The sequence below is a fragment of the Massilia sp. DD77 genome, assembly GCF_036961685.1.
GTDB lineage: Bacteria > Pseudomonadota > Gammaproteobacteria > Burkholderiales > Burkholderiaceae_D > Telluria.
This window is the reverse complement of sequence record NZ_JBAMDH010000028.1, coordinates 1-20,902: the sequence shown is the minus strand read 5'-3', so window position 1 is coordinate 20,902 and position 20,902 is coordinate 1. Positions and strand designations below refer to the sequence as shown.

Below are 20,902 nucleotides of genomic sequence, written 5' to 3'. Positions count from 1 at the left end.
CTATCAGCGCTTAAATACGCATCGGCATGACGACATACTTGAAGTCGCCATTGTCGGGAATCGAAATCAGCGCCGACGAGTTCGAGTCGCCCAGGGCGATGTTCACCTGGTCGCACTTCAGGTTGTTCAGCACGTCGAGCAGGTAGGTGACGTTGAAGCCGATATCGATCGCGTCGCCGCCGTAGTCGATCTCGAGTTCTTCCACCGCCTCTTCCTGATCGGCATTGGTCGAGCTGATCTTCATGCTGCCCGGGGTGATGATGCAGCGCACACCCTTGAACTTGTCGCTGGTCATGATCGCGGCGCGCTGCAGCGAACGCAGCAGCTCGTCGCGGCTGATCGTGAAGTCGTTCTTGTAGCCCTTCGGAATCACGCGGGTGTAGTCAGGGAACTTGCCCTCGACCAGCTTCGAGACCAGCTCGATGTCGGCGAAGGTCAGCTTGACCTGCGACGCCGCGATATCCAGGCGCACTTCCTCGTCGCTTTCTTCCAGCAGGCGCTGCAGTTCGATGATGGTCTTGCGCGGGATGATCACTTCCTGGCGCTCGAAGGTCTGCTCCGACTCCACCTGGCAGAAGGCCAGGCGGTGGCCGTCGGTGGCCACGGCGATGATGTTGTTGCCGTCCAGTACCAGCAGCAGGCCGTTCAGGTAATAGCGGATGTCCTGCTGGGCCATCGAGAAATGCACCATGTTGAACAGGTGCTTCAGGGTCTTCTGCGGCAGGGTCACCGAGGCGTTGTAGCTGTCGGCCACCGAGACGGTCGGGAATTCCTCGGCCGCCAGGGTTTGCAGGGCGAAGCGCGACTTGCCGCTCTGGACGGCCAGGCGCTTGTTCTGCAGGGTCATGGTCACGTCGCCCGATTCCGGCAGCGCGCGCAGGATGTCGAGCAGCTTGCGTGCAGCCACGGTCGTGCCCGTCACCTCGTCGCCCGAACCGATGTTGGCCAGCGTGGTGATCTGGACTTCGGTGTCGGTCGACAGGAAGGACACGCTTTCGCCGTTCTTGCGAATGAGGATATTGGCCAGAATCGGCATAGTGTGCCGACGCTCGACAATACCGCTCACGATCTGCAGTGGCCGGAGAAGCGTATCTCGGGTGGATTTGACCAATTGCATAGTTATCCTCGATGTGAGTTGTTTTTGGTAATTTATTGCTATTGCACTATTTTGCCATTGCCCGGTTTAAACACAAACCCCGGGCCAGGGAGGCGTTCTACCCTTTGAGGGTTTGTTCCAGCACGTGCAGCTCGTGGTTGCATTCCGCGTTCTTCTGGCGGTCCTGGGCGATCTTGCGCACCGCATGCAGCACGGTGGTGTGGTCGCGGCCGCCGAACAGCTCGCCGATCTCCGGCAGGCTCTTCTGCGTCAGTTCCTTGGCCAGGTACATGGCGATCTGGCGCGGCCGGGCGATATTCGCCGGACGGCGCTTGGAGTACATGTCCGCGACCTTGATGTTGAAGAAGTCCGCGACCGTCTTCTGGATGTTCTCCACCGAGATCTGGCGGTTCTGCACCGAGAGCAGGTCCTTCAGGGCTTCCTTCACCACGTCGATGGTGATGTCCTTGCCGTGGAAGCGCGAGTAGGCCAGGATCTTGCGCAGCGCGCCTTCGAGTTCGCGCACGTTGGAGCGCAGGTGCTTGGCCACGAAGAAGGCCACGTCGTCGTTCAGGGTCACGCCCTCGGACTGCGCCTTCTTGAGCAGGATCGCCACGCGCATCTCGAGTTCCGGCGGCTCGATCGCCACCGTCAGGCCCGAGTCGAAGCGCGAGATCAGGCGGTCGTCCATGCCCGTGATTTCCTTCGGATAGGTATCCGAGGTGATGATGATCTGCTTCTTGGCCGCGATCAGCGCTTCGAACGCATAGAAGAATTCTTCCTGCGTGCGGCTCTTGCCGCCAAAGAACTGAATATCGTCGATCAGGAGCATGTCGAGCGAGTGGTAATAGTGCTTGAAGTCGTCGAAGCCCTTGCGCTGGTAGGCGGTGACGACGTCGCGCACGTACTGCTCGGCGTGGATGTAGCGGATGCGCGCGCCCGGCTGGTCGGCCATGACCTGGTTGCCGATCGCATGGATCAGGTGGGTTTTACCCAGGCCCACGCCGCCGTAGAAGAACAGCGGGTTGTACGAGATGCCCGGGTTGTTGGCGACCTGGATCGCAGCGGCGCGCGCCAGCTGGTTGGCCTTACCGGTCACGAAGCTGTCAAAGGTCAGCTCGGTGTTGATCCGGCTTTGCTCGCGCTTGGGCGAGTTGGCGATGTTCAGGTTCTGGGTCTGGTTCTCCTGGCCGACCGGAGCAGGGCGCAGCAGGCCGGTGCCCGGCGCCGCGCCATCGGAAGTAGGGGCGATCGGCGCCGCCGGCTTGCGGGCCGGATTGGTCTTCGGGTCGAGCACGAACTGCACCTCGACCGGCGCTTCCCAGTACTGGGCGGCGAGCTCGGTGATGCGCGTGGCGAACTGCGTCTTCACCCAGTCGAGCTTGAAGCGGTTGGGCGCGGCGATGCGCAGCTTGCCGTCTTCGTAGTCGAGGGCGACCAGCGGTTTGATCCACGCACTGTATTGCTGGGGCGTCAATTCGAGCTCCAGCTGCGCGGAACAGGTCTGCCAAAAGTTTTCCATACTTCGCTAATTGATACGTAACACGCTATTTTACCTGTCTCTTCCGTAGTTATCCACAGGTTGTATCGACTATTTTCAACTAGATGGGGGCTTGGCGGAGCACCTTTGGGGAAGCCCGGCGCGGGGCCGAGAGTGATCCACGAAACAACAGCTGCCTTGACAGCTGGGCTGGAACTAGGGTCTAATTCAGGGTTCCCCGCCCGTGCACCCTGTCAAGCTGTCCATAACAGCGGATAGTCCGGGCTAAGAGTATTTGCTGTGGCTGACGCTGGCTTAACATCTGCGAACTGTCATTGGCGCCGAATCCTGACGACGAGACGTCAGACCCGATTTTGCAATTTCTTTTGCTTTAAGCGAGACCACCATGAAACGTACTTACCAACCTTCCGTCGTTCGTCGCAAGCGCACGCACGGCTTCCGCGCACGTATGGCTACCCGTGGTGGCCGTCAGGTTCTGAACGCCCGCCGCGCCAAGGGCCGCAAGCGCCTGGCAGTCGTCTAAGCCAGCACGCCGCAGAGCGACGCGGTTGGCCATGACAGGCGAAGGTTCACACGACTTCGCGCGCGCTCGGCGCATCGTTAAAACGGATGAATTTTCATCCGTTTTTCGTTTGCGGCCGACACAAAAATCCGCGCATTTCGTGCTCTATACCCGCCCGACCACGCTGCCGCATGCGCGGCTGGGCGTCGTTGCGGCCAAGCGTTTCGCCCCGCGCGCGGTAACGCGCAACACGATCAAGCGCGTCACGCGCGAACTGTTCCGCAGCAGCGAACTCCAGGCGGTCGATTGCATCGTGCGCCTGTCGCGCCCGGTCAACAGCAAGGACGGCCCCGCCACCACGCGCGCCCTCAAGGCCGAGCTGCGCGCCGAGCTGGCGCGCCTGTTCGCTTCGCAGCGCCCGCGCCGCGGCGCCGGCAACCCTGCCCAGCCTTCATCATGAAGACGCTGCTTGTCTGGTTGCTCCGCGGCTACCAGCTGCTGCTGTCCCCGATGCTCGGGCAGAAATGCCGTTTCTACCCGACCTGCTCGAATTACGCGATCGAAGCGCTGCGCACCCATGGCGCCGCGCGCGGTTCGCTGCTGGCCGCGCACCGCGTGTGCCGCTGCCATCCGTGGAATGCGGGTGGCGTCGACCTGGTGCCGCCCGCGCGCACCAAGGATTCTTCCTCAGCCCCCAAAGGCTGTCATCATTCCTGACTAGACCCCCAATGGAACTCAATAAACGTACCATCCTGTGGATCGTGTTCGCCATTTCCCTGATTGTTCTCTGGAACAACTGGATGGTGGCCAACGGTAAGCAGTCGCTGTTCTCGCCGGCGCCGCCGGCCAAGGTCGCCCAGCAGCCGGCCAAGCCGTCCGATGTGCCGGTCGCCGCCCAGCCGGGCAGCACCGCCGTGCCTGGCGCACCCGCCGTCGCAGGCGCCGCTCCGGCCGCGCCCGCCGCCCCGGTCAGCCAGATCGTCACCATCACCACCGACGTGGTGAAGGTCAACATCGACAGCGCCGGCGGCGTCATCAAGCGCCTGGAACTGTTGCACTATCCGGACCATACCGACAAGACCCGGAACCAGGTCCTGTTCGACGTCAGCGGCAACAACGTCTACCTCGGCCAGACCGGCCTGATCGGCAACAGCCCGGCGGGCGTGCTGCCGAACCATAACACCGTGTACACCGTCCGTCCGGGCGTGCGCAGCCTGAATGGCGGCAACCAGGTCCAGCTGGTGATGGATGCGGAGCAGGGCGGCGTGCGCCTGACCAAGACCTTCACCTTCCGCAAGGGCGACTACGTGATCGGCATCCGCCACGACGTGACCAACGTCAGCGCCGCGCCGGTCCAGCCTTCGCTCTACCTGCAGCTCCAGCATGACGGCAACGCGCCGGCCAACGATTCGTGGTTCATGTCGAGCTATACCGGCCCGACCCTGTACACCGACGCCGACAAGTACCAGAAGCTGACCTTCGAGGAAATCGAGAAGAACAAGGCCGAGCACTCGGCCAAGGCCGACAACGGCTGGGTCGCGATCTCGCAGCACTTCTTCGTCTCGGCCTTCATCCCGGCCGACAAGGTCCAGCGCGACATCTACACCAAGAAGATCGCCACCAACCTGTACGCGATCGGCACCGTCCAGTCGCTGGGCAGCGTGGCGCCGGGTGCGACCGTGTCGACCGACACCCGCCTGTACTCGGGTCCGCAGGACGAGAAGACCCTGGAAACCATCGCCCCGGGCCTGGAGCTGGTAAAGGACTACGGCATGCTGACCGTGATCGCCAAGCCGATCTTCTGGGTGATGGACCAGCTGCATTCGCTGCTGGGCAATTGGGGCTGGACCATCGTGGCCCTGACCATCCTGATCAAGCTGGCCTTCTTCCCGCTGTCGGCCGCCGGCTACCGCAGCATGGCGAAGATGCGCGTGGTGACGCCGAAGATGCAGGCGATCCGCGAGCGCTACAAGAACGACCCGATGAAGATGCAGCAGGCCACCATGGAGCTGTACAAGACCGAGAAGATCAATCCGCTGGGCGGCTGCCTGCCGATCCTGGTGCAGATGCCGGTGTTCTTCGCCCTGTACTGGGTGCTGCAGGCGTCGGTCGAGATGCGCGGTGCGCCGTGGGTGGGCTGGATCACCGACCTGACCCAGCCGGACCCGTACTTCATCCTGCCGATCCTGTACGCGGTGTCGATGTACATCACCACCAAGCTCAACCCGCAGCCGACCGATCCGGTGCAGGCGAAGATGATGCTGTTCATGCCGCTGGCGTTCTCGGTCATCTTCTTCTTCTTCCCGTCGGGACTGGTGCTGTACTGGGTGGTCAACAACATCCTGTCGATCGCGCAGCAGTGGGTGATTACCAAGAAGTACGAGACGGCGAAGTAAGTTGTTCGCCTGGTCGTGAAAAACCCGCGCGATGCGCGGGTTTTTTTATGCGTTTTCACTGAGCGGGAAAACTTGGATCCCGGCCTTCGCCGGGATGACGTTCATGAGTAGCGGGATGACGGACCTGCTATCGGCCCGCACCCTCAGCCCGTCGTTCCGGCGAAGGCCGGAACAATGCCACTGGCATTGTTCCGCCCAAGTTTGCCGCATACCCCCGCAGCCCGCTCGCACCCGTATCCTTTACAATCCCCCCATGAAACTCGACACCTCCCCCATCGCCGCCATCGCCACCGCCCCCGGCCGCGGCGGCATCGGCGTCGTGCGCGCTTCCGGCAAGTCGCTGGCCGCGCTGATCGACGCCCTGTTCCCCGGCACCAAACTCGCCCCGCGCCATGCCACCTACATCCCCTTCAAGGATGCCGGCGGCGCCGTGATCGACCAGGGCATCGCCCTCTACTTCAAGGGCCCACATTCCTATACCGGCGAAGACGTGCTCGAACTGCAAGGCCACGGCGGTCCCATCGTGCTGCAGATGCTGCTCCAACGCGTATTGGAGGCGGGCGCCGAACACGGCCTGCGCCTGGCCGAACCGGGCGAATTCACCCGCCGCGCCTTCCTGAACGACAAGCTCGACCTCGCCCAGGCCGAAGCCGTGGCCGACCTGATCGACGCATCCACCGAAGCTGCCGCCAAGTCGGCCTCGCAGTCGCTGTCCGGCGCCTTCTCGCAGGTGGTGCACAAGCTGGTCGACCAGACCATCAACCTCCGCATGCTGGTCGAAGCCACCCTCGACTTCCCGGAAGAAGAAATCGACTTCCTCGAGAAATCCAACGCGCGCGGCCAGCTGGCCGGCATCATCGAGGCACTCGAGAACGTATTCCGCCAGGCGGCGCAAGGAGCCCTGCTGCGCGAAGGCCTGAACGTGGTGCTGGTGGGACAGCCGAACGTGGGTAAATCCTCGCTGCTGAACGCCCTGGCCGGCGCCGACGTGGCCATCGTGACCCCGATCGCCGGCACCACCCGCGACAAGGTGAGCGAGACCATCCAGATCGAAGGCATCCCGCTGAACATCATCGACACCGCCGGCATCCGCGCGCTCGACGAAGGCGTGGACGTGGTGGAGGCGATCGGCATCGAGCGCACCTGGGGCGAAGTGGGCAAGGCCGACGTGATCCTGCACCTGCTGGACGCCAGCCTGGGGCCGAGCAAGGCCGACGAGGAAATCGTGGCCGCTTTCCCGCAGGGCGTGCCGGTGGTGCGCATCTGGAACAAGATCGACCTGTCGGGCCACAAGCCCTCGAAGGAAGAAGGCGCGGACGCCACCCACGTGTACCTGTCGGCCCACGAGAAGATCGGCATCGAGTTGCTGCGCGCCGAGCTGCTGCGCATCGCCGGCTGGCAGCAGACCGGCGAATCGCTCTACCTGGCGCGCGAACGCCACCTGATCGCCCTGCGCGCCGCGCGCGAGCACCTGGAGTTCGCACGCCAGCACGCGATGCAGGACGACCAGTCGCTCGACCTGTTCGCCGAGGAGCTGCGCCTGGCCCAGGACCAGCTCTCCAGCATTACCGGCCAGTTCACGCCGGACGATTTGCTGGGCGTGATCTTCAGCCGCTTCTGTATCGGAAAATGAGTCCCCGGCAATCGTGCTAGGCTTGCCGCATGCCGACAAGGAGAACCGCCACGATGCCGCAGGCCCCCGCTTTTCCCCGCCGAACCGTCTTGCGCCTGGCCGGCATGCTGGCCCTGTCCGGCATGCTGGCTTCCTGCGCCAACCTGGCCGGGCCGCGCCAGGTCGAGCTGCCCCTGCACAAGCTGCAGGCCGGCCTGGAGCGCCGCTTCCCGCTCGATAACCGCATGCTGGACGTGCTCAACGTCCGCCTGTCTCGCCCGATGCTCTCGCTCCAGCCCGAGCTCGACCGCGTCGCGCTGGCGCTCGACGCCTCGGTCAGCCCGCCTTTCACGGGCCAGTCCTGGAACGGCAGCCTGGCGTTTTCCGGGCGCCTGTTCGTCGATCCCGGCCGCTCGGCGGTGATGATGGCCGAGCCGCGCGTGGAACGCCTCGATTTCGGCGCCGGCAGCGGCCTGGCGGAGCGCCAGGTCGCGAACGTCGCCAACGGCATGATCGGCATGCTGGCGCGCGACATCCCTGTCTATTCCTTCAACATGGACGACTTGCGCTATGCCGGCGTGCAGTTCGTGCCGACCCGCATCCAGACGACGCGGCGCGGCCTGCTGGTCACGCTCGAACCGGCGCGCTGAGCACGTTCCAGGGAAGCTGTTGCGATGATGCTCAAAACCAAGCCTGTCGATAAGCACAGGATTGCGCAGCTTCGGCATTGGGCGCACACTGTGTCCGGCTGATTGAGCTTTCTCATGCACACGGTATTCCGCCGAAGTAATCTTTTTAGACTTCAGGCAGCCGTGTTAGGGGGTGGATCTTGGAAACGACACACGAGAGTTTTCCGGACAACGGGCTGCCCGCTGAGCCGCCCATGGCCGCAGTGGCCGGGGTAGTCCATGCCGCCGCGCCCTCCCGGCAAAGCCTTCCCGCCAAGGGATCGTGCTGGTACTGCGAGAAACCGCTCGACAGCGTGCGCCGATTCTGCGGCAAGACCTGCGCCGATTCCTTCGACGAGGAAGCCGAGTACACGCGCTGAAGCGTTCAGCGCGCGGACGCTTCAGTTCCCGCCTTTTTCTTCCAGTACCGCCAGTGCCTGTTCGAAGTCGAAGCTGCTGACCGCGGCGTCGAGCCGGCGCATGCGTTCCGCGCCCAGGGTCGCGAGGAAGGCGCCGCGGCGTGCTTCGAGCAGGGCAGGGGCGGCGCCGTCGCCGAGGTCGAGCATGGCGCGCAGGCTGGCCAGTTCGCCGTTGCTGGCCGCGCCGCCGCCGTGGAGGCCGGTGGCCGCATGCGGCGCCGCCAGCGCCGCGTCCACCTCGGCCAGCACACGCGCCAGTTCCGCTTCGAGTTCGCCGGTCGGGACGGCGCCCGCGCCGCCTTGTGCGCGCACGGCGTGTTCGGTGTCGAGCGCCAGCTGGCGCAGCCTGCGCGCCTCGATCATGGCGGCGGCGCCCTTGAGGGTATGGGTGATGCGCTGGGCCAGCACCGTGTCGCCCGCCAGCAGCGCCTGGCGCAGGCGCGGGATGGTATCGCGGTAGTCGGTGCGGAAGCGCCCGAGCACCCGCAGGTGCATGGCGCGGTCGCCCATGACCCGTTCGAGGCCGGCCGCCAGGTCGAGCGCCTGGGCCGGGGCTTCCAGCCTATCCTGTCGTGGGCGGGTTTCCAGCATCAGCGCGTCGTAAACGCCCACTCGCGCGTCACCGGCGTGCCGTTGACGGCGCCGGAGAAGCTGACCTCATAGGTCGTACCGCCTTTCAGCGGCTGTAGAGGGACGATGGCGGCGGCGGTCTTCTGGCCGCCGGCCGGGTCGACCCGCTGGGTCGTCAGGTTGGCGCCGCCGCGCGGACGCACGGTGAAGCTTTGCACCGTGAGCGAGGTATCGAGGTTGGTGTGCACGCTGATCGGGTAGCCCACTTCGTTCTGGCTCGGGACCGGATCCGGCGCCTCGGTGTCGCTGTAGAAGTTGGGCGTCACCTGGGCCTGGCCGTTGAAGGGCCAGGTCACCACGGTGCCGCGCGCGATGCCGGTGCCATAGCCGCCGCGCGCGCCGAAGTCCGCGGTGAAGTAGTTGTAGCCGCTCGCGGAGGTGGCCGCGCCGGTGCCGATTTCCTTGAACATCGGTTCGAACATCACGAAGCGGTGGTAGATCGCGGTGATCAGTTCCTCGGCCATGTAGAAGCCCGAGCGGTTGGTGGTGCCCGAGATGATCTCGCCGTAGGCATAGCCGCCGTTGGCGGGCAGGGTATAGCCGGCCGCGGCCAGGCGGTCCGTCAGCGTGGCGCCGGTGAAGCCCTGGCGGCCGGGCACCTGGTCGTGGCTCATGAGGTTATTGACGCGCAGGTACTCGGAGTGGCCCAGCGCCGCGGCGTTGATCTGGGCGTTCTCGGTCACGGCCGGCACGCCGGCCTGGGCGCGGCGGTAGTTGATCCAGTTGCGCCCGTCGGAGGCGATGTTACCGCTCAGGCTGGGCGCGGAGGCATCCGCCGCCGGCGGGATGGCCGTGCCTCCCGAGGGTGGCGCGACGGAGCCGGTCGCGGAAGGCGTGGCCGCCGCGGGGCCGTCGCTGCCCCCACCGCCGCACGCGGCCAGGGCCAAGGCGGCGCCCAATGCCGAAACAATTGTCCGCCAGCGAGGCACATAGCTCATCTTGCAACTCCCGTCAATACACAGCAACGATGCCACATTCTAGGGCAAATCCATCCTTTGTGACGGGGTGTCTGCGTCTGCGCCACAATCTTATTTTGCTCCCTGTAGAATAAGGCATCAATCCTCTTGCCGAGCCACTAACTTGAACCCCACCCGCCAGCAGCGCCTCGCGCGCGCCAAGTTCGCCCTGCCCAGTTTCGTGACCCTGCTCTCGATCGCCTGCGGTTTCGGCAGCATCGTGATTTCGGTCGACAATGCGCATATCGGCAATCCGGCGGACTACCGCCTGGCCGCGATCCTGCTGGTGCTGGCCGGCGTGTTCGACGCGCTCGACGGCTTCGTGGCGCGCGCCACCAATACCCAGTCCAGCTTCGGGGTGCAGCTCGATTCGATCGCCGACGTGATGAACTTCGGCTGCGCCCCGGGCCTGCTGCTGTACTGCTACGGCTTTGCCCAGATGAGCGTCGCGCATCCGACCCTGGTGCGCATGGGCGGCCTGGCCTGCTTCGTGTTCGTCACCTGCGGCGCGCTGCGCCTGGCGCGTTTCAATATCAGCCATGGGCGCACCGACCCGCGTTATTTCGTCGGCATGCCGATCACCGCCGGCGCGGCCTGCGTGGCCTCGGTGGTGGTGGCCTGGCCCGATCCGGCCACCTCGATGACCCAGGCCTTCCTGATCGCGGGCCTGATGGTGGCGGTGGGCGCGCTGATGGTGTCGACCATCCGCTTCCCCAGCTCCAAGCACCCGAAAGGCAAGGTGATGATCGGCCTGCTGGCCGTGTGCGCGGTGCTGCTGGCGCTGCTGCAGACGCGCTTCTTCGTGCTGTTCTTCCTGCTGTACGTGTGCGCCACCCTGCTGCTGAACATCGGCTGGAAGACCGGCTGGACCGGGGTGGCTCCGCCGAAAGTCTACGAAGACTAAGCGTTTACGCAAATTTATCCAGCATCGCCGCCAGGTGGGCGGCTCGCGCGCGTGCTTCCTCGAGGTCGGCCGCGTCGCCGGTCTGGGTCAGGATGGAGGCCGTGAGCAGCTGGACGAAGGAGCGGTCCAGGGCCTTGCGCGCCGCCGCCATCTGCTGGGCGACCGCATCGCAATCCGAGGGCGCGTCGGCCAGCGCGATCAGCTTCTGCACGCCGCGCAGCTGGCCTTCGATGCGGGCCAGGCGATTGAGCAGGTCCTTCTTCTGCTGGGCGCTCAGGGCCCGGCCTTCCACGATCTTCAGCTGGCCTTCCGCCATCTCAGGCCACCTCGTGGCCGCGCGCCGCGCGCAGGATGCGGAACCAGTCCTCGCGCGCCAGGGTAAAGCCGGCGCCGGCCACCGCCACCCCGATCGCTTCCAGGCGCCCGGTGCCGGTCAGCGGGATCGGCCGGCTCGGCAGCTGCATGATCCACGCGAACACCACGCTGGCGAAGGGCTGGCGCAGGCGGTCGGCGACTTCCTTGATCACCAGGCGCAGGTTCTCGGCGCCGGCGTCGCCCGCATTGAACAGGCGCCCGCCGCCCAGCGGCGACCAGGCCATCGGGGCGATGCCCAGGTCTTGCAGGCCGTCGAAGGTCTCGTCGAACATCGGCGCCGTGAACAGCGGCGAGAATTCGACCTGGTTGGTGGCCAGCGGGATGCGGCGGTTCAGGCATTCGAACTGGTGGCGCGTGAAGTTCGACACGCCGAAGTGCAGCACCTTCCCGCCTTGCTTCAGGCGGGTGAAGGCGTCGGCGATCTCGTCGAAGTCCATCAGCGGGTCCGGGCGGTGGATCAGGAGCAGGTCGAGGCGGTCGGTGTGCAGCTGGCGCAGGGATTCCTCGGCGGACGCGACGATGTGCGCCGCGCTGGTGTCGTAGTGCTGGATCGTGTGTTCCGGGCGCGCGGACGAGATCAGCTTGATGCCGCACTTGCTCACCAGCTCGATGCGGTCGCGCAGCGAGGGCTGGGCGCGCAGGGCTTCGCCGAACAGGCCCTCGACGCCGTAGCCGCCGTAGATATCGGCGTGGTCGAAGGTGGTCACACCCAAGGCGACGCACTGCTCGATAAAGCCCACGCGCTGCTCGACCGTCATGTCCCATTCCGTCATGCGCCACATGCCGGCCACGATGCGCGACAGTTCCGGGCCGCCTTCGCGGGTGGTGATGCGGGGGCAGTGCAGGTCGGCGGGGAGCTGGGCGGTCATCGTGCGATCCTTCGTGTGGCGGGATGCTCGATTATAGCGGGAGGGGGAAATGTTGTTGGCTGCGCAAGCAAACTTGGATCCCCGCCTTCGCGGGGATGACATTTACACGGCGCGTACTGCGATAAGCTTTGTTGGCCCGCGCCCTCCGAACGTCATCCCCGCGAAGGCGGGGACCCAAGTCCGTCGAGTAGCCACGAAAAGAAAAAGCCCGCCCGGCTTCACGCACGGACGGGCTTTCATCAGCAATGACAAAGAATTACTTCAGCCAGAGCCGCATCGAATCCCACGCACGGCCAAAGATGCTGGCCTCGCCCACTTCTTCCAGCGCCACCACCGGCAGCACCAGCAGCGGCTTCCCGTCCGCCATCATCTTGAGCGTGCCCACCTGGCCATTCAGGGCCAGCGGCGCGACCAGCGGATCCTTACGCTCCAGCACCGGCTTGAGCTTGCCAGCCACGCCCTTCGGCACGGTCACAAGCACGTCGCGGGTGAAGCCGATTTTCACGGTCGATTGCGAACCCTTCCACACTTCCGGAGTCGAGATCGCTTGCCCCTTGGCGTACAGCTTGACGGTGTCGAAGTTCTGGAAGCCCCAGTTCAGCAGCTTCTGGCTTTCCTGGGTACGCACGGCGTCCGAGCTGGTGCCCAGCACGACCGAGATCAGGCGGCGCTGGCCGGTGGTGCCGTTCGGGCGGCGCGCCGAGGCGATCATGCTATAGCCCGAGGAATTGGTATGGCCGGTCTTCATGCCGTCCACGGTCGGGTCCAGCCACAGCAGGCGGTTGCGGTTCTGCTGGGTGATCTTGTTATACGTGAACTGCTTGACCGAATCGATCTTGTAGAACTCGGGGAAGTCGCGGATCACGGCGGCGGCCAGGGTCGCCAGGTCTTGCGCGGTCGAATAGTTGTTCGCGTCCGGCAGGCCGTGCGGGTTGGCGAAGCGGGTGTTCTTCAGGCCCATGCGCTGGGCTTCGCGGTTCATCAGGGTGACGAAGGTGCCCTCGTCGCCCGCCACGGCTTCGGCCAGCGCCACGGCCGCGTCATTGCCCGACTGGACCATCAGGCCATGCAGCAGGTCGTTCACCGAGACCGGGGTGGCCGGATCGATGAACATCTTCGAACTGGAGTTGTCGACCTTCCAGGCGCGGGTCGAAACGGTCACCATCTGGTTCAGCGCCAGGCGCTTGTCGCGGATCGCGGCGAAGCTCACATAGGCAGTCATGATCTTGGTGAGCGAGGCCGGTTCGATGCGCGCAGCTTGATCCTGCGAAGCGATGACCTGGCCGCTCGTCGCATCGAGCAGCAGCCACGATTTGGCGGCGATCGCCGGGGCCGGCACGGTTTGCGCGCTGGCCGAAACCATCACCAGGCTGGCGGCAAAGGCCGCGAACAGTTTTTTCATGGGAGTGTGTCGTCAATCAGTAGGTGGTAAAGCGCAAGACAATGCTTCAGAGCATTGCCTCAAGAGAAGTCAAACATTATAGGACAGTGTTACGCCGAAATGTTCACCGCCGCCACATTTGTGCAACGAGATTTTTAATATGCCCGAGCTTGCGGTGGAAAAAATGGTCGGCGCCCGGGATCACGATCACCGGGATGTCCAGCGGGCGCGCCCAGTCGTACACTTCCTGCAAGGTGATCGTATCGTCAAGTTCGCCGTGGATCAGGATGGTGTCCTGGGGCACGGGGGGCATCGGCCACTTGCCGGCCGCGGTGCCGACCAGCACCAGGCGCTCGGCCGGGCGGCCTTCGGCAGTCAATCGCTGCTGGAACTGGGCCTGCACGAAGGTGCCGAAAGAGAAGCCGGTCAGGGTCACCGGCAGGTCCGGGTAGCGTTCGCGCATGTGCGCGTACATGATGGCCATGTCGTCCACTTCGCCCTTGCCGTCATCGTGCACGCCCTCGGACTCGCCCACGCCGCGGAAATTGAAGCGCGCCGCGGCATAGCCCATGTTGACGAAGGTGCGCGCCAGGGTCTGGGCCACCTTGTTTTCCATGGTGCCGCCGTACAGCGGGTGCGGATGGGCCACCAGCGCGATGCCGCGCGGTTCGCTATCGGGCAGGTCGAGCAGGCATTGCATCTTGCCGGCGTGGCCGTCCAGGGTGAACTTGTGCGAATGGATATTCATTGTCCTTCTTGTCAAATCTGGATTAAATCTTCAGGCGCTCGACCGGCTTGCCGCCGATGAGGTGCTGGTCGATGATGTCGTCGATGTCGGCATTGTCCACATAGGTGTACCAGGTGCCCTCGGGATAGACCACCACCACCGGGCCTTCCTCGCAGCGGTCGAGGCAGCCGGACTGGTTGATGCGCACCTTGCCTTCACCGCTCAGGTTCAGTTCCTTGATGCGCTTCTTGGCATGCTTTTGCGCCTTCTCGGCGCCGCACTTGCCGCAGCTCTGGCGTGCATCCTTGCCTTCGCGCTCGTTCATGCAGAAAAACACGTGGTACTGATAAAACTGTTTGTCGTCCGTCATGGTGTTCTCGTCGAAAAGATGGTGCGCGCCAAAGCGCAATGATAACCCTTGTCACTGGCGATTGAGTTTATGCGAGGGCAGCAGCAGGAACCAGAGCGCGAAAAACGGCCACATCAGGGCAAGGAACTGGGCCGCCCCGTTAAAGTTCAGGAATTTGCCCTGCACCCAGCCCTGCAGGGTCGAGGAGAAATACGGGTTGACTGGGATCGTATTGACGACGATGAGGCTGAGCACCAGCGTGACCACGGCCAGCCGGCGCTGGGCCACCTGGGGCGCGAACACCAGGCCCGACAGCATGATCAGGCCGATCAGGAAACCACCTTCCGCACCCGGCGTCACCCACACGAAGGCGTTATCGGGCCGGAACAGCAGCGAGCTGGCCAGCGATTTCACCACCAGGGCCGCCGCCAGCAGGGCCAGCATCAGCGAAAAGCGCGGCGCGCCCCGGCGCACCAGGCACATCAGAGTCAGCGCCGCCCCCGTCATGCCGCAGGCGGTGATGATGGTCTCGGACAGCCAGTACTGCTCCACGCTCATGATGGCGCCGGGACGCAGCCTGGCGACCAGGTCGATGTCCTCGTCCAGCCACTTCGACAGCCAGCCAGAGATGACGGGAAGCACCTGGCCGTGGCCGAACAGGTAGCTCTGCGGGTAGATCTGGGCGAGCGGCCACAAGGCCACCAGCACCAGGCCCTGGCTGGCGTGCGGGGCGAACCAGCGCCGCCGCAGCTGGAACAGGCGGCTGCGGTCGAGCAGCACCGGCGCCCACAGGGCGCCCAGGATGGCGCCGATCAGGCAGCCGCCGGCATTGGTGAGGAAGTCGAGGTTCGAGGGCACGCGGCTGGGCAGGTAGCTCTGCACCGCCTCCATCGCGCCCGACACCAGCACACCGGCCAGGGCCGCCACCAGCACCGCCCAGACGCCGCGGATGCGCGGGTAGAGCGACAGCACCAGCAGGATGCCGAAGGGGATGTAGCCGACGATGTTGACGGTAACGTCGAAGCCGGTCCAGTAGCGCTGCTTGACCAGGTTCAGGAAGGCGAAGGGCGGCACGCCGCTGTCGCGCCAGCCGGAAAACGGATACCAGCTGGCGTAGACGATCAGCAGCAGGAAGGCCAGCAGCGTGGCGCGCGAGATCGGCGAGCCGCGCGGGCGGCCCGCGACATCCGGCTCGGTCATTTGCGCACGGTCTGCGGCGCCAGGGTCGCCAGCCAGGCCTGGATGTCGGCCGCGCTGGCGTCCAGGCTCTCGGCCAGCGCCCGCGCGCCGCCTGCGGCATCGGCGCTGCCGGCCGGCGTCGTGCGCGAGAACGTGCGCTGATCGACCAGGCGGTGCTCGTTGAACACGGAGGCGCGCAGCACCAGCCGGCCTTCGCTCTGCGCCACGCCCGAGAAGCTGTGCATCAGCTCGTCGACTTCCATGCGCAGGATCGGCACGCCGGTCGAGGCGTCGGTGGCGGACAGCACCTTCATGCCCGACTGCGACAGGCGCGCCTTGATGCGCTGGGTCACCAGGGACAGCGGGTTGCCGCTCCAGCGGCTGTTGGCATAGGTGCGCGCCTGCAGGGCGTCGGCATAATTCAGGCGGTAGTACATGCGCTCGTTGTCGAGGATGGCGGCGCCGGTGGCGTCCATCACGACGATGGCGGGCAGGGCCGGCGGCGCTGCCGCGGCCTGGGCGGCGGGCAGGGCGGGACCGAAGTCGAACACGGTCGACGGCGTCGAGTTCTTGCTGCTGGCGCAGCCGGCCAGGATGGCGGCGCAGGCAAGGAGAGGCAGGAGGCGCTGTGCGCTCAATTGTGCGTTCAAGATGGTCCTCATTTGGTCGGGGGCGCGAAGCCGGGCTCGCCCGGGCCGGGCTGCTCGCCCGGCGCGCCGAACAGGATGCTTTGCGGGCGCTCGGACAGCGAATTGGCGGTGCGGCGCACGGCGCGCAGCGACAGGCGCGCTTCGTCGGTCATCTGCACCACGTGCGGCAGGGTTTCCAGTTCCAACTCGCTGGTGGCGGCCTGCAGCGAGCCGATGGCCGTGTTCAGGCGCTCGACCGGGCCGTCCGGCGACTGCAGGCGGATGGCCAGCTGGTCGTAGTTCTTGATCATGCTGTTGGCGCTGCCGGCGACGGTGTCGAAGGAGTCCAGGCTGCGCTCCAGCTTGGCGGATAGCTGCGGCAGGCGCTCGATGGTCGGCTCCAGCTTCTGCGGAATCGCGGCATAGGCGTCGGCGGCTTTGCCGATGCTGTCGAACGCTCCGATGATGGTCTGCTGGTTTTCCGGGCCCACCATCTTGGAGAGGCTGTCGGTGATCTGCTCGGTCTTTTCCAGGATCGCCAGGCCGCGCTTTTCGAGCATGTCGAGCAGGCCCGGACGCAGCGGGATGCGCGCGGTCCGGTCGGCGCCGGTCTTGAGGCGCGGCGAGCCGGTGCGGTCGTCGTCGAGCTGGATGAAGGCGATCCCGGTCACGCCCTGGTAGCCCAGGGTGGCGAAGGTGGTGGTGGTGACCGGCGAATTCTCGTCCACCGAGAGGCGGATCAGGATCTGGCCGGTGACGCGCGGGTCGAACACGATCTCGTCGACGCGGCCCACTTCCAGGCCGCGGTAGCGTACCGTGGCCTGCGGGTTGAGTCCGGGGATCGACTGGGTGGTGACGATCTCGTAGGGAACGAAATCGGTCTTGTCGCGATTGAGCCAAAGGCCCACCAGCACCGTTGCGATCAACAGTGCGATCGTGAACACGCCGGTCATCAGGGCATATGACCTGTTTTCCATATCAAGTCTCCGAATCGTTCTGGGCCTGGCGCTCTTCGAGCACTTCCAGCGCCCGCTGGCCGCGCGGGCCCAGGAAAAAGTGTTTGATGAACGGATGGTCGACGCGCAGCACGTCGCACGACGGACCGACCGCAAGCACGTGTTTTTCGGCCAGCACCGCGATGCGCGAGGACAGGGCGAACAAGGTGTCGAGGTCGTGGGTGACCATCACCACCGTGAGCTTGAGCTCGCGGTGCAGGGTCTGGATCAGGGCCACGAAGGCATCCGACAAATCGGGGTCGAGGCCTGCGGTGGGCTCATCCAGGAACAATAACTGAGGTTCCAGCGCGAGGGCGCGCGCCAGCGCGGCGCGCTTGACCATCCCGCCCGACAAATCGGACGGCATCTTGTTGGCGTGCTCGGGGCCGAGGCCCACCATGTCCATCTTGAGCAGCACCGCGTCGCGGATCACGTCCTCGGGCAGGGCGCGCAGCTCGCGCATCGGCAGGGCGATGTTGTCGAACACGGTCAGGGCCGAATACAGCGCGCCCTGCTGGAACAGCATGCCCCAGTGGTTGCGCATGCGCTGCAGGTCTTCCGGCTCGGCCGCGCTGATGTCCTCGCCGAACACGTGCACCGTGCCCTCCGAAGGGCGCTCCAGGCCCAGCATCTGGCGCAGCAGCACGGTCTTGCCGGTGCCCGAGCCGCCGACGATGGTCAGGATCTCGCCCGCGTAAATATCGAGATTCAGGTCCTGGTGCACCACGGTGCGACCGAAGCGCGTCCACAGCTTGCGGATCTGGACCACCGGGGCGCCGACTTCCTCCTCGGGGCGCATGTTGAGGCGCTGGGGGCCGCGATGGGTATTCGGCATCAGAACCCCACTCCGCTGAAGATGATCGCGTACACCGCGTCCGCCAGGATCACCACCGTGATCGCGGTGACCACCGAGGTGGTGGTGCCGCGTCCCAGGCTTTCGGTGTTGGCCTTGATGCGCAGCCCGAAATGGCAGGCGATCAGCGCGATCAGCACGCCGAAGGTCACGCCCTTGAGCAGGCCGATGGTGTAGTTCACGTAGGGGACGGCGTCCGGCAGCTTCTGGATGAAGTAGCGGAAGGACAGGTTCAATTCGATCTTGGCCGAGACCATGCCGCCGATCAGGGCCATGGCGTCGGTCCACACCACCAGCAGCGGCATCGAGATCGCCAGCGCGATCACCTTGGGCATGATCAGGCGGTAGCCATGCGAGATGCCCATCACCAGCATGGCGTCGAGTTCCTCCGTCACCCGCATCACGCCCAGCTGCGCCGTGATCGAGGAGCCGGAGCGGCCGGCCACCAGGATCGCGGCCAGCATGGGGCCGAGCTCGCGGATCACGGCCATGCCGAGGATGTTGACCAGGTAGATGTCGCCGCCGAACATGCGCAGCTGCTGCGAGGATAAATACGACAGCACGATCCCGATCAGGAAGCCCACCATCGCGGTGATGCCGAGCGCCTGGAAGCCGGAATGATAGATGTTGGCCGAGATCTCGCGCCAGGGACCGGTCTGCGGGCGGCGCACGAAGCGTCCCAGGTCCTGGACCACGACCCCGATCAGGCCCACGAAGGCGCGCAGGTGCTCGAAGAAATTCAGGATGCCGCCGCCCAGCGTGATGATCCAGTGCAGGGGACTGACCCGGTGGCGCGCCAGCTTGATGCTGCTCGCCTTCTCGATGCGCGCGAACAGGTCTTCCTGGCGCGGGTCGAGCTTCAGGTGGGGCGGGCGCTTCTTGTGCCAGGCGTTCCAGAACATCTGGGCGCCGATGTGGTCCAGGCTTTCGATGCCGGACAGGTCCCAGTCGCAGGCGCCCTTGTCTTTCAGGGTGGCCAGCTGGCGCGTGATGCCTTTCAGGGTGCCGCGCCGCGATAGCGCATGCACCTGCCAGACCCCGTTCGCCACGACAGATTGACCCGCTCCAGAGGCGGAATGCTGGATAGTTAATGTTGGCGCATTTTCAATCTGCATTGTCGCAGTGTAAAAGAGAATCGTTTGCGCCGCCAGCGACGATCCTCTACCGTGTCATGCGGCCAGGTGGCGCACCTGGCGCTGCGGGGCGACGGCGGCCGCGTGAGCGGCTTCGCTCGCCTTTGGCGCGGGCTTGTCGGCCTTGCCGGCATAGTCGCTGGCGAGCAGGGCGGCCGCCTCCGCGCGATCCATGCCGCGCAGCTGCAGCCATTCCTGCACCAGCTTGGCCAGGCGGTCCAGGGCGATGCGGTGGGTGGCGTCCGTTTTCGTATAGATCCAATCCGAAAAGGCCATGAAGTGCTCGAAGGGCGCATCGGCCAGCATCGCACGGGTGGTGTTGGCGAAGCGGCCCGAGTTGGCCACCAGGTCCCAGTAGCGGGCAAAGCGCACCAGGCGCTGCATGGTGGGGAAGTCCACCTTGTTCGTCGCCAGCACCGTGTAGGGCGGATAGGGATCGTAGACCATGCCGAAGGCTTCGGTGTGGCGGATGATCGGCGTGCCGCGCAGGCGCTTGAGGATGCCGAACTGGATCTCCTGCGCGCCCAGGCCCACCAGCTGGTCGAAGCCGCGCGCGAAACTGGCCACGTCCTCCCCCGGCAGGCCGGCGATCAGGTCCACGTGCAGGTGGGCGGTCGAGTGCTCGCACAGCCAGCGGATGTTGTCGGCCGCCTTCTCGTTGTTCTGGCGCCGGCTCACCAATGCCTGGACCTCGGGATTGAAGCTCTGGATGCCGATCTCGAACTGCAGCGCGCCCGGCGGGAATTTGGCAATGGTCTCCTTCAGCGCTTCCGGCAAGTGGTCGGGCACCAGCTCGAAGTGGGCGTAGACCGGATCAGTCGGGTTGGCCTCGATCTTATCGAGGAAGAACTGCATGATCTGCAGGCTGGTCCTGACGTTCAGGTTGAAGGTGCGGTCGACAAACTTGAACAGGCGCGCGCCGCGTGCGTACAGCGACTCCAGCTCGGCCAGGAAGGACGCGAGCGGGAAGGGCCAGGCCGTCTTGTCCAGGGAGGACAGGCAGAACTCGCACTTGAACGGGCAGCCGCGCGAGGCTTCCACATACAGGGTGCGGTGGGCGATGTCGTCCTCGTCATATAAGGAGTAGGGCAAGACGATGTCGCCCATCGGCGGCTGGACCCCGGCGTGCACCTTCATCAGGGGCTTGGGGCCGTTCAGGATCTCCTTGCACAGCTTGGGGAAGCTGACGTCTCCCCAGCCGGTGACGACGTAGTCGGCCAGGCGGGCGATCTCCTGTTCGCCGGTTTCGTAGGAGACTTCCGGGCCGCCCAGCACGATGGTGAGCTGGGGCGCCACGCGCTTGAGCATGGCGACCAGCCTGGTCGTTTCCTCGACGTTCCATATATAGACGCCGAAACCGACGATCCGCGGCTGGTGGGCCAGGAGGCGTTCGACCAGGTCGGTGGTCTTGGCGCCGATGACGAATTCCTGGATCCGCGTCTGCGCCTGCAGTTCGCCCATGTTTGCCAGGAGGTAGCGCAGGCCGAGCGACGCGTGCGTGTAGCGCGCATTGAGGGTGGAGAGCAGGATCGTCATGATGCGGGGCGGGTCGGTGAAAGGAGAGATTGTACGCCGCCCGTCGGCGCGGCCGATATGTCTAGGGCGGGCTAAAATTGTGCGCTTGCGCAAAAAATGGGGTTGACGCGGATCAGCCGCTCCCCCATAATCTCACTCCTCTGCTGCTGACGAACACAACGATTCGCAAGTGCAGCAAGGCAGTACAGAACA

At 65.2% G+C, this 20,902-nt stretch carries 23 protein-coding genes; 8 read left to right on the top strand and 15 right to left on the bottom strand.

The features are described from left to right. Window positions 1–10: 10 nt before the first annotated feature. Together dnaN and dnaA are read right to left on the bottom strand one after the other, a co-directional pair. Complete coding sequence (dnaN, locus tag V7778_RS17320) at window positions 11–1,117, bottom strand: DNA polymerase III subunit beta (RefSeq protein ID WP_335557517.1); 1,107 nt, start codon at window positions 1,115–1,117, stop codon at window positions 11–13. 97 nt (window positions 1,118–1,214) lie between these two features. Continuing rightward, window positions 1,215–2,618 (bottom strand): chromosomal replication initiator protein DnaA, encoded by a 1,404-nt coding sequence (dnaA, locus tag V7778_RS17315; RefSeq protein WP_211520924.1) that lies wholly within the window; start codon window positions 2,616–2,618, stop codon window positions 1,215–1,217. 364 nt (window positions 2,619–2,982) lie between these two features. Here dnaA and rpmH point away from each other — a divergent pair, with 364 nt between their 5' ends. The 7 genes from rpmH (at window position 2,983) to V7778_RS17280 (ending at window position 8,155) form a co-directional block, all read left to right on the top strand. After that, complete coding sequence (gene rpmH, locus V7778_RS17310) at window positions 2,983–3,120, top strand: 50S ribosomal protein L34 (RefSeq protein WP_078035393.1); 138 nt, start codon at window positions 2,983–2,985, stop codon at window positions 3,118–3,120. Window positions 3,121–3,151: 31 nt separating this feature from the next. Further along, window positions 3,152–3,559: a ribonuclease P protein component gene (rnpA, locus tag V7778_RS17305; protein ID WP_335557514.1), complete on the top strand. Its 408-nt coding sequence runs from the start codon at window positions 3,152–3,154 to the stop codon at window positions 3,557–3,559. Next, window positions 3,556–3,816 (top strand): membrane protein insertion efficiency factor YidD, encoded by a 261-nt coding sequence (yidD, locus tag V7778_RS17300; RefSeq protein WP_335557512.1) that lies wholly within the window; start codon window positions 3,556–3,558, stop codon window positions 3,814–3,816. The genes rnpA and yidD overlap by 4 nt, the downstream gene beginning before the upstream one ends. An 11-nt stretch (window positions 3,817–3,827) precedes the next feature. Next, window positions 3,828–5,495, top strand: a complete 1,668-nt coding sequence (gene yidC, locus V7778_RS17295) for a membrane protein insertase YidC (RefSeq protein WP_335557510.1) — start codon at window positions 3,828–3,830, stop codon at window positions 5,493–5,495. A 253-nt stretch (window positions 5,496–5,748) separates the two neighbouring features. Next, window positions 5,749–7,128, top strand: coding sequence for a tRNA uridine-5-carboxymethylaminomethyl(34) synthesis GTPase MnmE (mnmE, locus tag V7778_RS17290; RefSeq protein WP_335557508.1), 1,380 nt, complete (start codon window positions 5,749–5,751; stop codon window positions 7,126–7,128). A gap of 53 nt (window positions 7,129–7,181) precedes the next feature. Continuing rightward, entirely contained in the window at window positions 7,182–7,757 is a 576-nt protein-coding gene (locus V7778_RS17285) for a DUF1439 domain-containing protein (RefSeq protein WP_335557507.1), read from the top strand. A gap of 179 nt (window positions 7,758–7,936) precedes the next feature. Then, window positions 7,937–8,155: a hypothetical protein gene (locus V7778_RS17280; RefSeq protein WP_211520958.1), complete on the top strand. Its 219-nt coding sequence runs from the start codon at window positions 7,937–7,939 to the stop codon at window positions 8,153–8,155. Between the two features lie 21 nt (window positions 8,156–8,176). Here the strand turns inward: V7778_RS17280 and V7778_RS17275 are convergent, their stop codons facing one another. Beyond that, window positions 8,177–8,785, bottom strand: a complete 609-nt coding sequence (locus V7778_RS17275) for an Hpt domain-containing protein (RefSeq protein WP_335557504.1) — start codon at window positions 8,783–8,785, stop codon at window positions 8,177–8,179. Continuing rightward, entirely contained in the window at window positions 8,785–9,762 is a 978-nt protein-coding gene (locus V7778_RS17270) for a CAP domain-containing protein (protein ID WP_335557502.1), read from the bottom strand. The genes V7778_RS17275 and V7778_RS17270 overlap by 1 nt, the downstream gene beginning before the upstream one ends. 142 nt (window positions 9,763–9,904) lie before the next feature. Here V7778_RS17270 and pssA point away from each other — a divergent pair, with 142 nt between their 5' ends. After that, a complete protein-coding gene (pssA, locus tag V7778_RS17265; RefSeq protein ID WP_211520918.1) occupies window positions 9,905–10,684 on the top strand; it encodes a CDP-diacylglycerol--serine O-phosphatidyltransferase in 780 nt (259 codons plus the stop codon). 4 nt (window positions 10,685–10,688) lie between these two features. On the opposite strand, the gene V7778_RS17260 is transcribed toward pssA, so the two are convergent. The 11 genes from V7778_RS17260 to V7778_RS17210 form a co-directional block, all read right to left on the bottom strand. Further along, on the bottom strand, window positions 10,689–11,000 hold the full coding sequence (locus V7778_RS17260; protein ID WP_335557500.1) for a metal-sensitive transcriptional regulator: 312 nt from the start codon (window positions 10,998–11,000) through the stop codon (window positions 10,689–10,691). Between the two features lies 1 nt (window position 11,001). Next, window positions 11,002–11,928, bottom strand: a complete 927-nt coding sequence (locus V7778_RS17255) for an aldo/keto reductase (protein WP_335557498.1) — start codon at window positions 11,926–11,928, stop codon at window positions 11,002–11,004. A 256-nt stretch (window positions 11,929–12,184) separates the two neighbouring features. Further along, a complete protein-coding gene (locus V7778_RS17250; RefSeq protein ID WP_335557496.1) occupies window positions 12,185–13,330 on the bottom strand; it encodes a D-alanyl-D-alanine carboxypeptidase family protein in 1,146 nt (381 codons plus the stop codon). A gap of 103 nt (window positions 13,331–13,433) precedes the next feature. Next, window positions 13,434–14,057: an alpha/beta hydrolase gene (locus V7778_RS17245; RefSeq protein ID WP_335557494.1), complete on the bottom strand. Its 624-nt coding sequence runs from the start codon at window positions 14,055–14,057 to the stop codon at window positions 13,434–13,436. Between the two features lie 22 nt (window positions 14,058–14,079). Further along, window positions 14,080–14,406 (bottom strand): (2Fe-2S) ferredoxin domain-containing protein, encoded by a 327-nt coding sequence (locus tag V7778_RS17240; RefSeq protein ID WP_211522539.1) that lies wholly within the window; start codon window positions 14,404–14,406, stop codon window positions 14,080–14,082. A gap of 51 nt (window positions 14,407–14,457) precedes the next feature. Further along, on the bottom strand, window positions 14,458–15,585 hold the full coding sequence (locus V7778_RS17235) for a VanZ family protein (RefSeq protein ID WP_335557492.1): 1,128 nt from the start codon (window positions 15,583–15,585) through the stop codon (window positions 14,458–14,460). Continuing rightward, window positions 15,582–16,214 (bottom strand): ABC-type transport auxiliary lipoprotein family protein, encoded by a 633-nt coding sequence (locus V7778_RS17230; RefSeq protein ID WP_335557490.1) that lies wholly within the window; start codon window positions 16,212–16,214, stop codon window positions 15,582–15,584. The genes V7778_RS17235 and V7778_RS17230 overlap by 4 nt, the downstream gene beginning before the upstream one ends. Window positions 16,215–16,222: 8 nt before the next feature. Next, complete coding sequence (locus V7778_RS17225; RefSeq protein WP_335557488.1) at window positions 16,223–17,170, bottom strand: MlaD family protein; 948 nt, start codon at window positions 17,168–17,170, stop codon at window positions 16,223–16,225. Window position 17,171: 1 nt separating this feature from the next. Beyond that, window positions 17,172–18,023 (bottom strand): ABC transporter ATP-binding protein, encoded by an 852-nt coding sequence (locus tag V7778_RS17220; RefSeq protein WP_335557486.1) that lies wholly within the window; start codon window positions 18,021–18,023, stop codon window positions 17,172–17,174. Beyond that, window positions 18,023–19,156, bottom strand: a complete 1,134-nt coding sequence (locus V7778_RS17215; protein WP_335557484.1) for an MlaE family ABC transporter permease — start codon at window positions 19,154–19,156, stop codon at window positions 18,023–18,025. The genes V7778_RS17220 and V7778_RS17215 overlap by 1 nt, the downstream gene beginning before the upstream one ends. Window positions 19,157–19,210: 54 nt before the next feature. Then, complete coding sequence (locus V7778_RS17210; protein ID WP_335557482.1) at window positions 19,211–20,710, bottom strand: B12-binding domain-containing radical SAM protein; 1,500 nt, start codon at window positions 20,708–20,710, stop codon at window positions 19,211–19,213. Window positions 20,711–20,902: the final 192 nt, after the last annotated feature.

What these genes read in the sequence shown, in the direction of transcription:
- dnaN (WP_335557517.1), bottom strand. Translation starts at nt 1,117, where the DNA reads ATGCAATTGGTCAAATCCACCCGAGATACGCTTCTCCGGCCACTGCAG.
- dnaA (WP_211520924.1), bottom strand. Translation starts at nt 2,618, where the DNA reads ATGGAAAACTTTTGGCAGACCTGTTCCGCGCAGCTGGAGCTCGAATTG.
- rpmH (WP_078035393.1), top strand. Translation starts at nt 2,983, where the DNA reads ATGAAACGTACTTACCAACCTTCCGTCGTTCGTCGCAAGCGCACGCAC.
- rnpA (WP_335557514.1), top strand. Translation starts at nt 3,152, where the DNA reads ATGACAGGCGAAGGTTCACACGACTTCGCGCGCGCTCGGCGCATCGTT.
- yidD (WP_335557512.1), top strand. Translation starts at nt 3,556, where the DNA reads ATGAAGACGCTGCTTGTCTGGTTGCTCCGCGGCTACCAGCTGCTGCTG.
- yidC (WP_335557510.1), top strand. Translation starts at nt 3,828, where the DNA reads ATGGAACTCAATAAACGTACCATCCTGTGGATCGTGTTCGCCATTTCC.
- mnmE (WP_335557508.1), top strand. Translation starts at nt 5,749, where the DNA reads ATGAAACTCGACACCTCCCCCATCGCCGCCATCGCCACCGCCCCCGGC.
- V7778_RS17285 (WP_335557507.1), top strand. Translation starts at nt 7,182, where the DNA reads ATGCCGCAGGCCCCCGCTTTTCCCCGCCGAACCGTCTTGCGCCTGGCC.
- V7778_RS17275 (WP_335557504.1), bottom strand. Translation starts at nt 8,785, where the DNA reads ATGCTGGAAACCCGCCCACGACAGGATAGGCTGGAAGCCCCGGCCCAG.
- V7778_RS17270 (WP_335557502.1), bottom strand. Translation starts at nt 9,762, where the DNA reads ATGAGCTATGTGCCTCGCTGGCGGACAATTGTTTCGGCATTGGGCGCC.
- V7778_RS17260 (WP_335557500.1), bottom strand. Translation starts at nt 11,000, where the DNA reads ATGGCGGAAGGCCAGCTGAAGATCGTGGAAGGCCGGGCCCTGAGCGCC.
- V7778_RS17255 (WP_335557498.1), bottom strand. Translation starts at nt 11,928, where the DNA reads ATGACCGCCCAGCTCCCCGCCGACCTGCACTGCCCCCGCATCACCACC.
- V7778_RS17250 (WP_335557496.1), bottom strand. Translation starts at nt 13,330, where the DNA reads ATGAAAAAACTGTTCGCGGCCTTTGCCGCCAGCCTGGTGATGGTTTCG.
- V7778_RS17245 (WP_335557494.1), bottom strand. Translation starts at nt 14,057, where the DNA reads ATGAATATCCATTCGCACAAGTTCACCCTGGACGGCCACGCCGGCAAG.
- V7778_RS17240 (WP_211522539.1), bottom strand. Translation starts at nt 14,406, where the DNA reads ATGACGGACGACAAACAGTTTTATCAGTACCACGTGTTTTTCTGCATG.
- V7778_RS17235 (WP_335557492.1), bottom strand. Translation starts at nt 15,585, where the DNA reads ATGACCGAGCCGGATGTCGCGGGCCGCCCGCGCGGCTCGCCGATCTCG.
- V7778_RS17225 (WP_335557488.1), bottom strand. Translation starts at nt 17,170, where the DNA reads ATGGAAAACAGGTCATATGCCCTGATGACCGGCGTGTTCACGATCGCA.
- V7778_RS17220 (WP_335557486.1), bottom strand. Translation starts at nt 18,023, where the DNA reads ATGCCGAATACCCATCGCGGCCCCCAGCGCCTCAACATGCGCCCCGAG.
- V7778_RS17215 (WP_335557484.1), bottom strand. Translation starts at nt 19,156, where the DNA reads ATGCAGATTGAAAATGCGCCAACATTAACTATCCAGCATTCCGCCTCT.
- V7778_RS17210 (WP_335557482.1), bottom strand. Translation starts at nt 20,710, where the DNA reads ATGACGATCCTGCTCTCCACCCTCAATGCGCGCTACACGCACGCGTCG.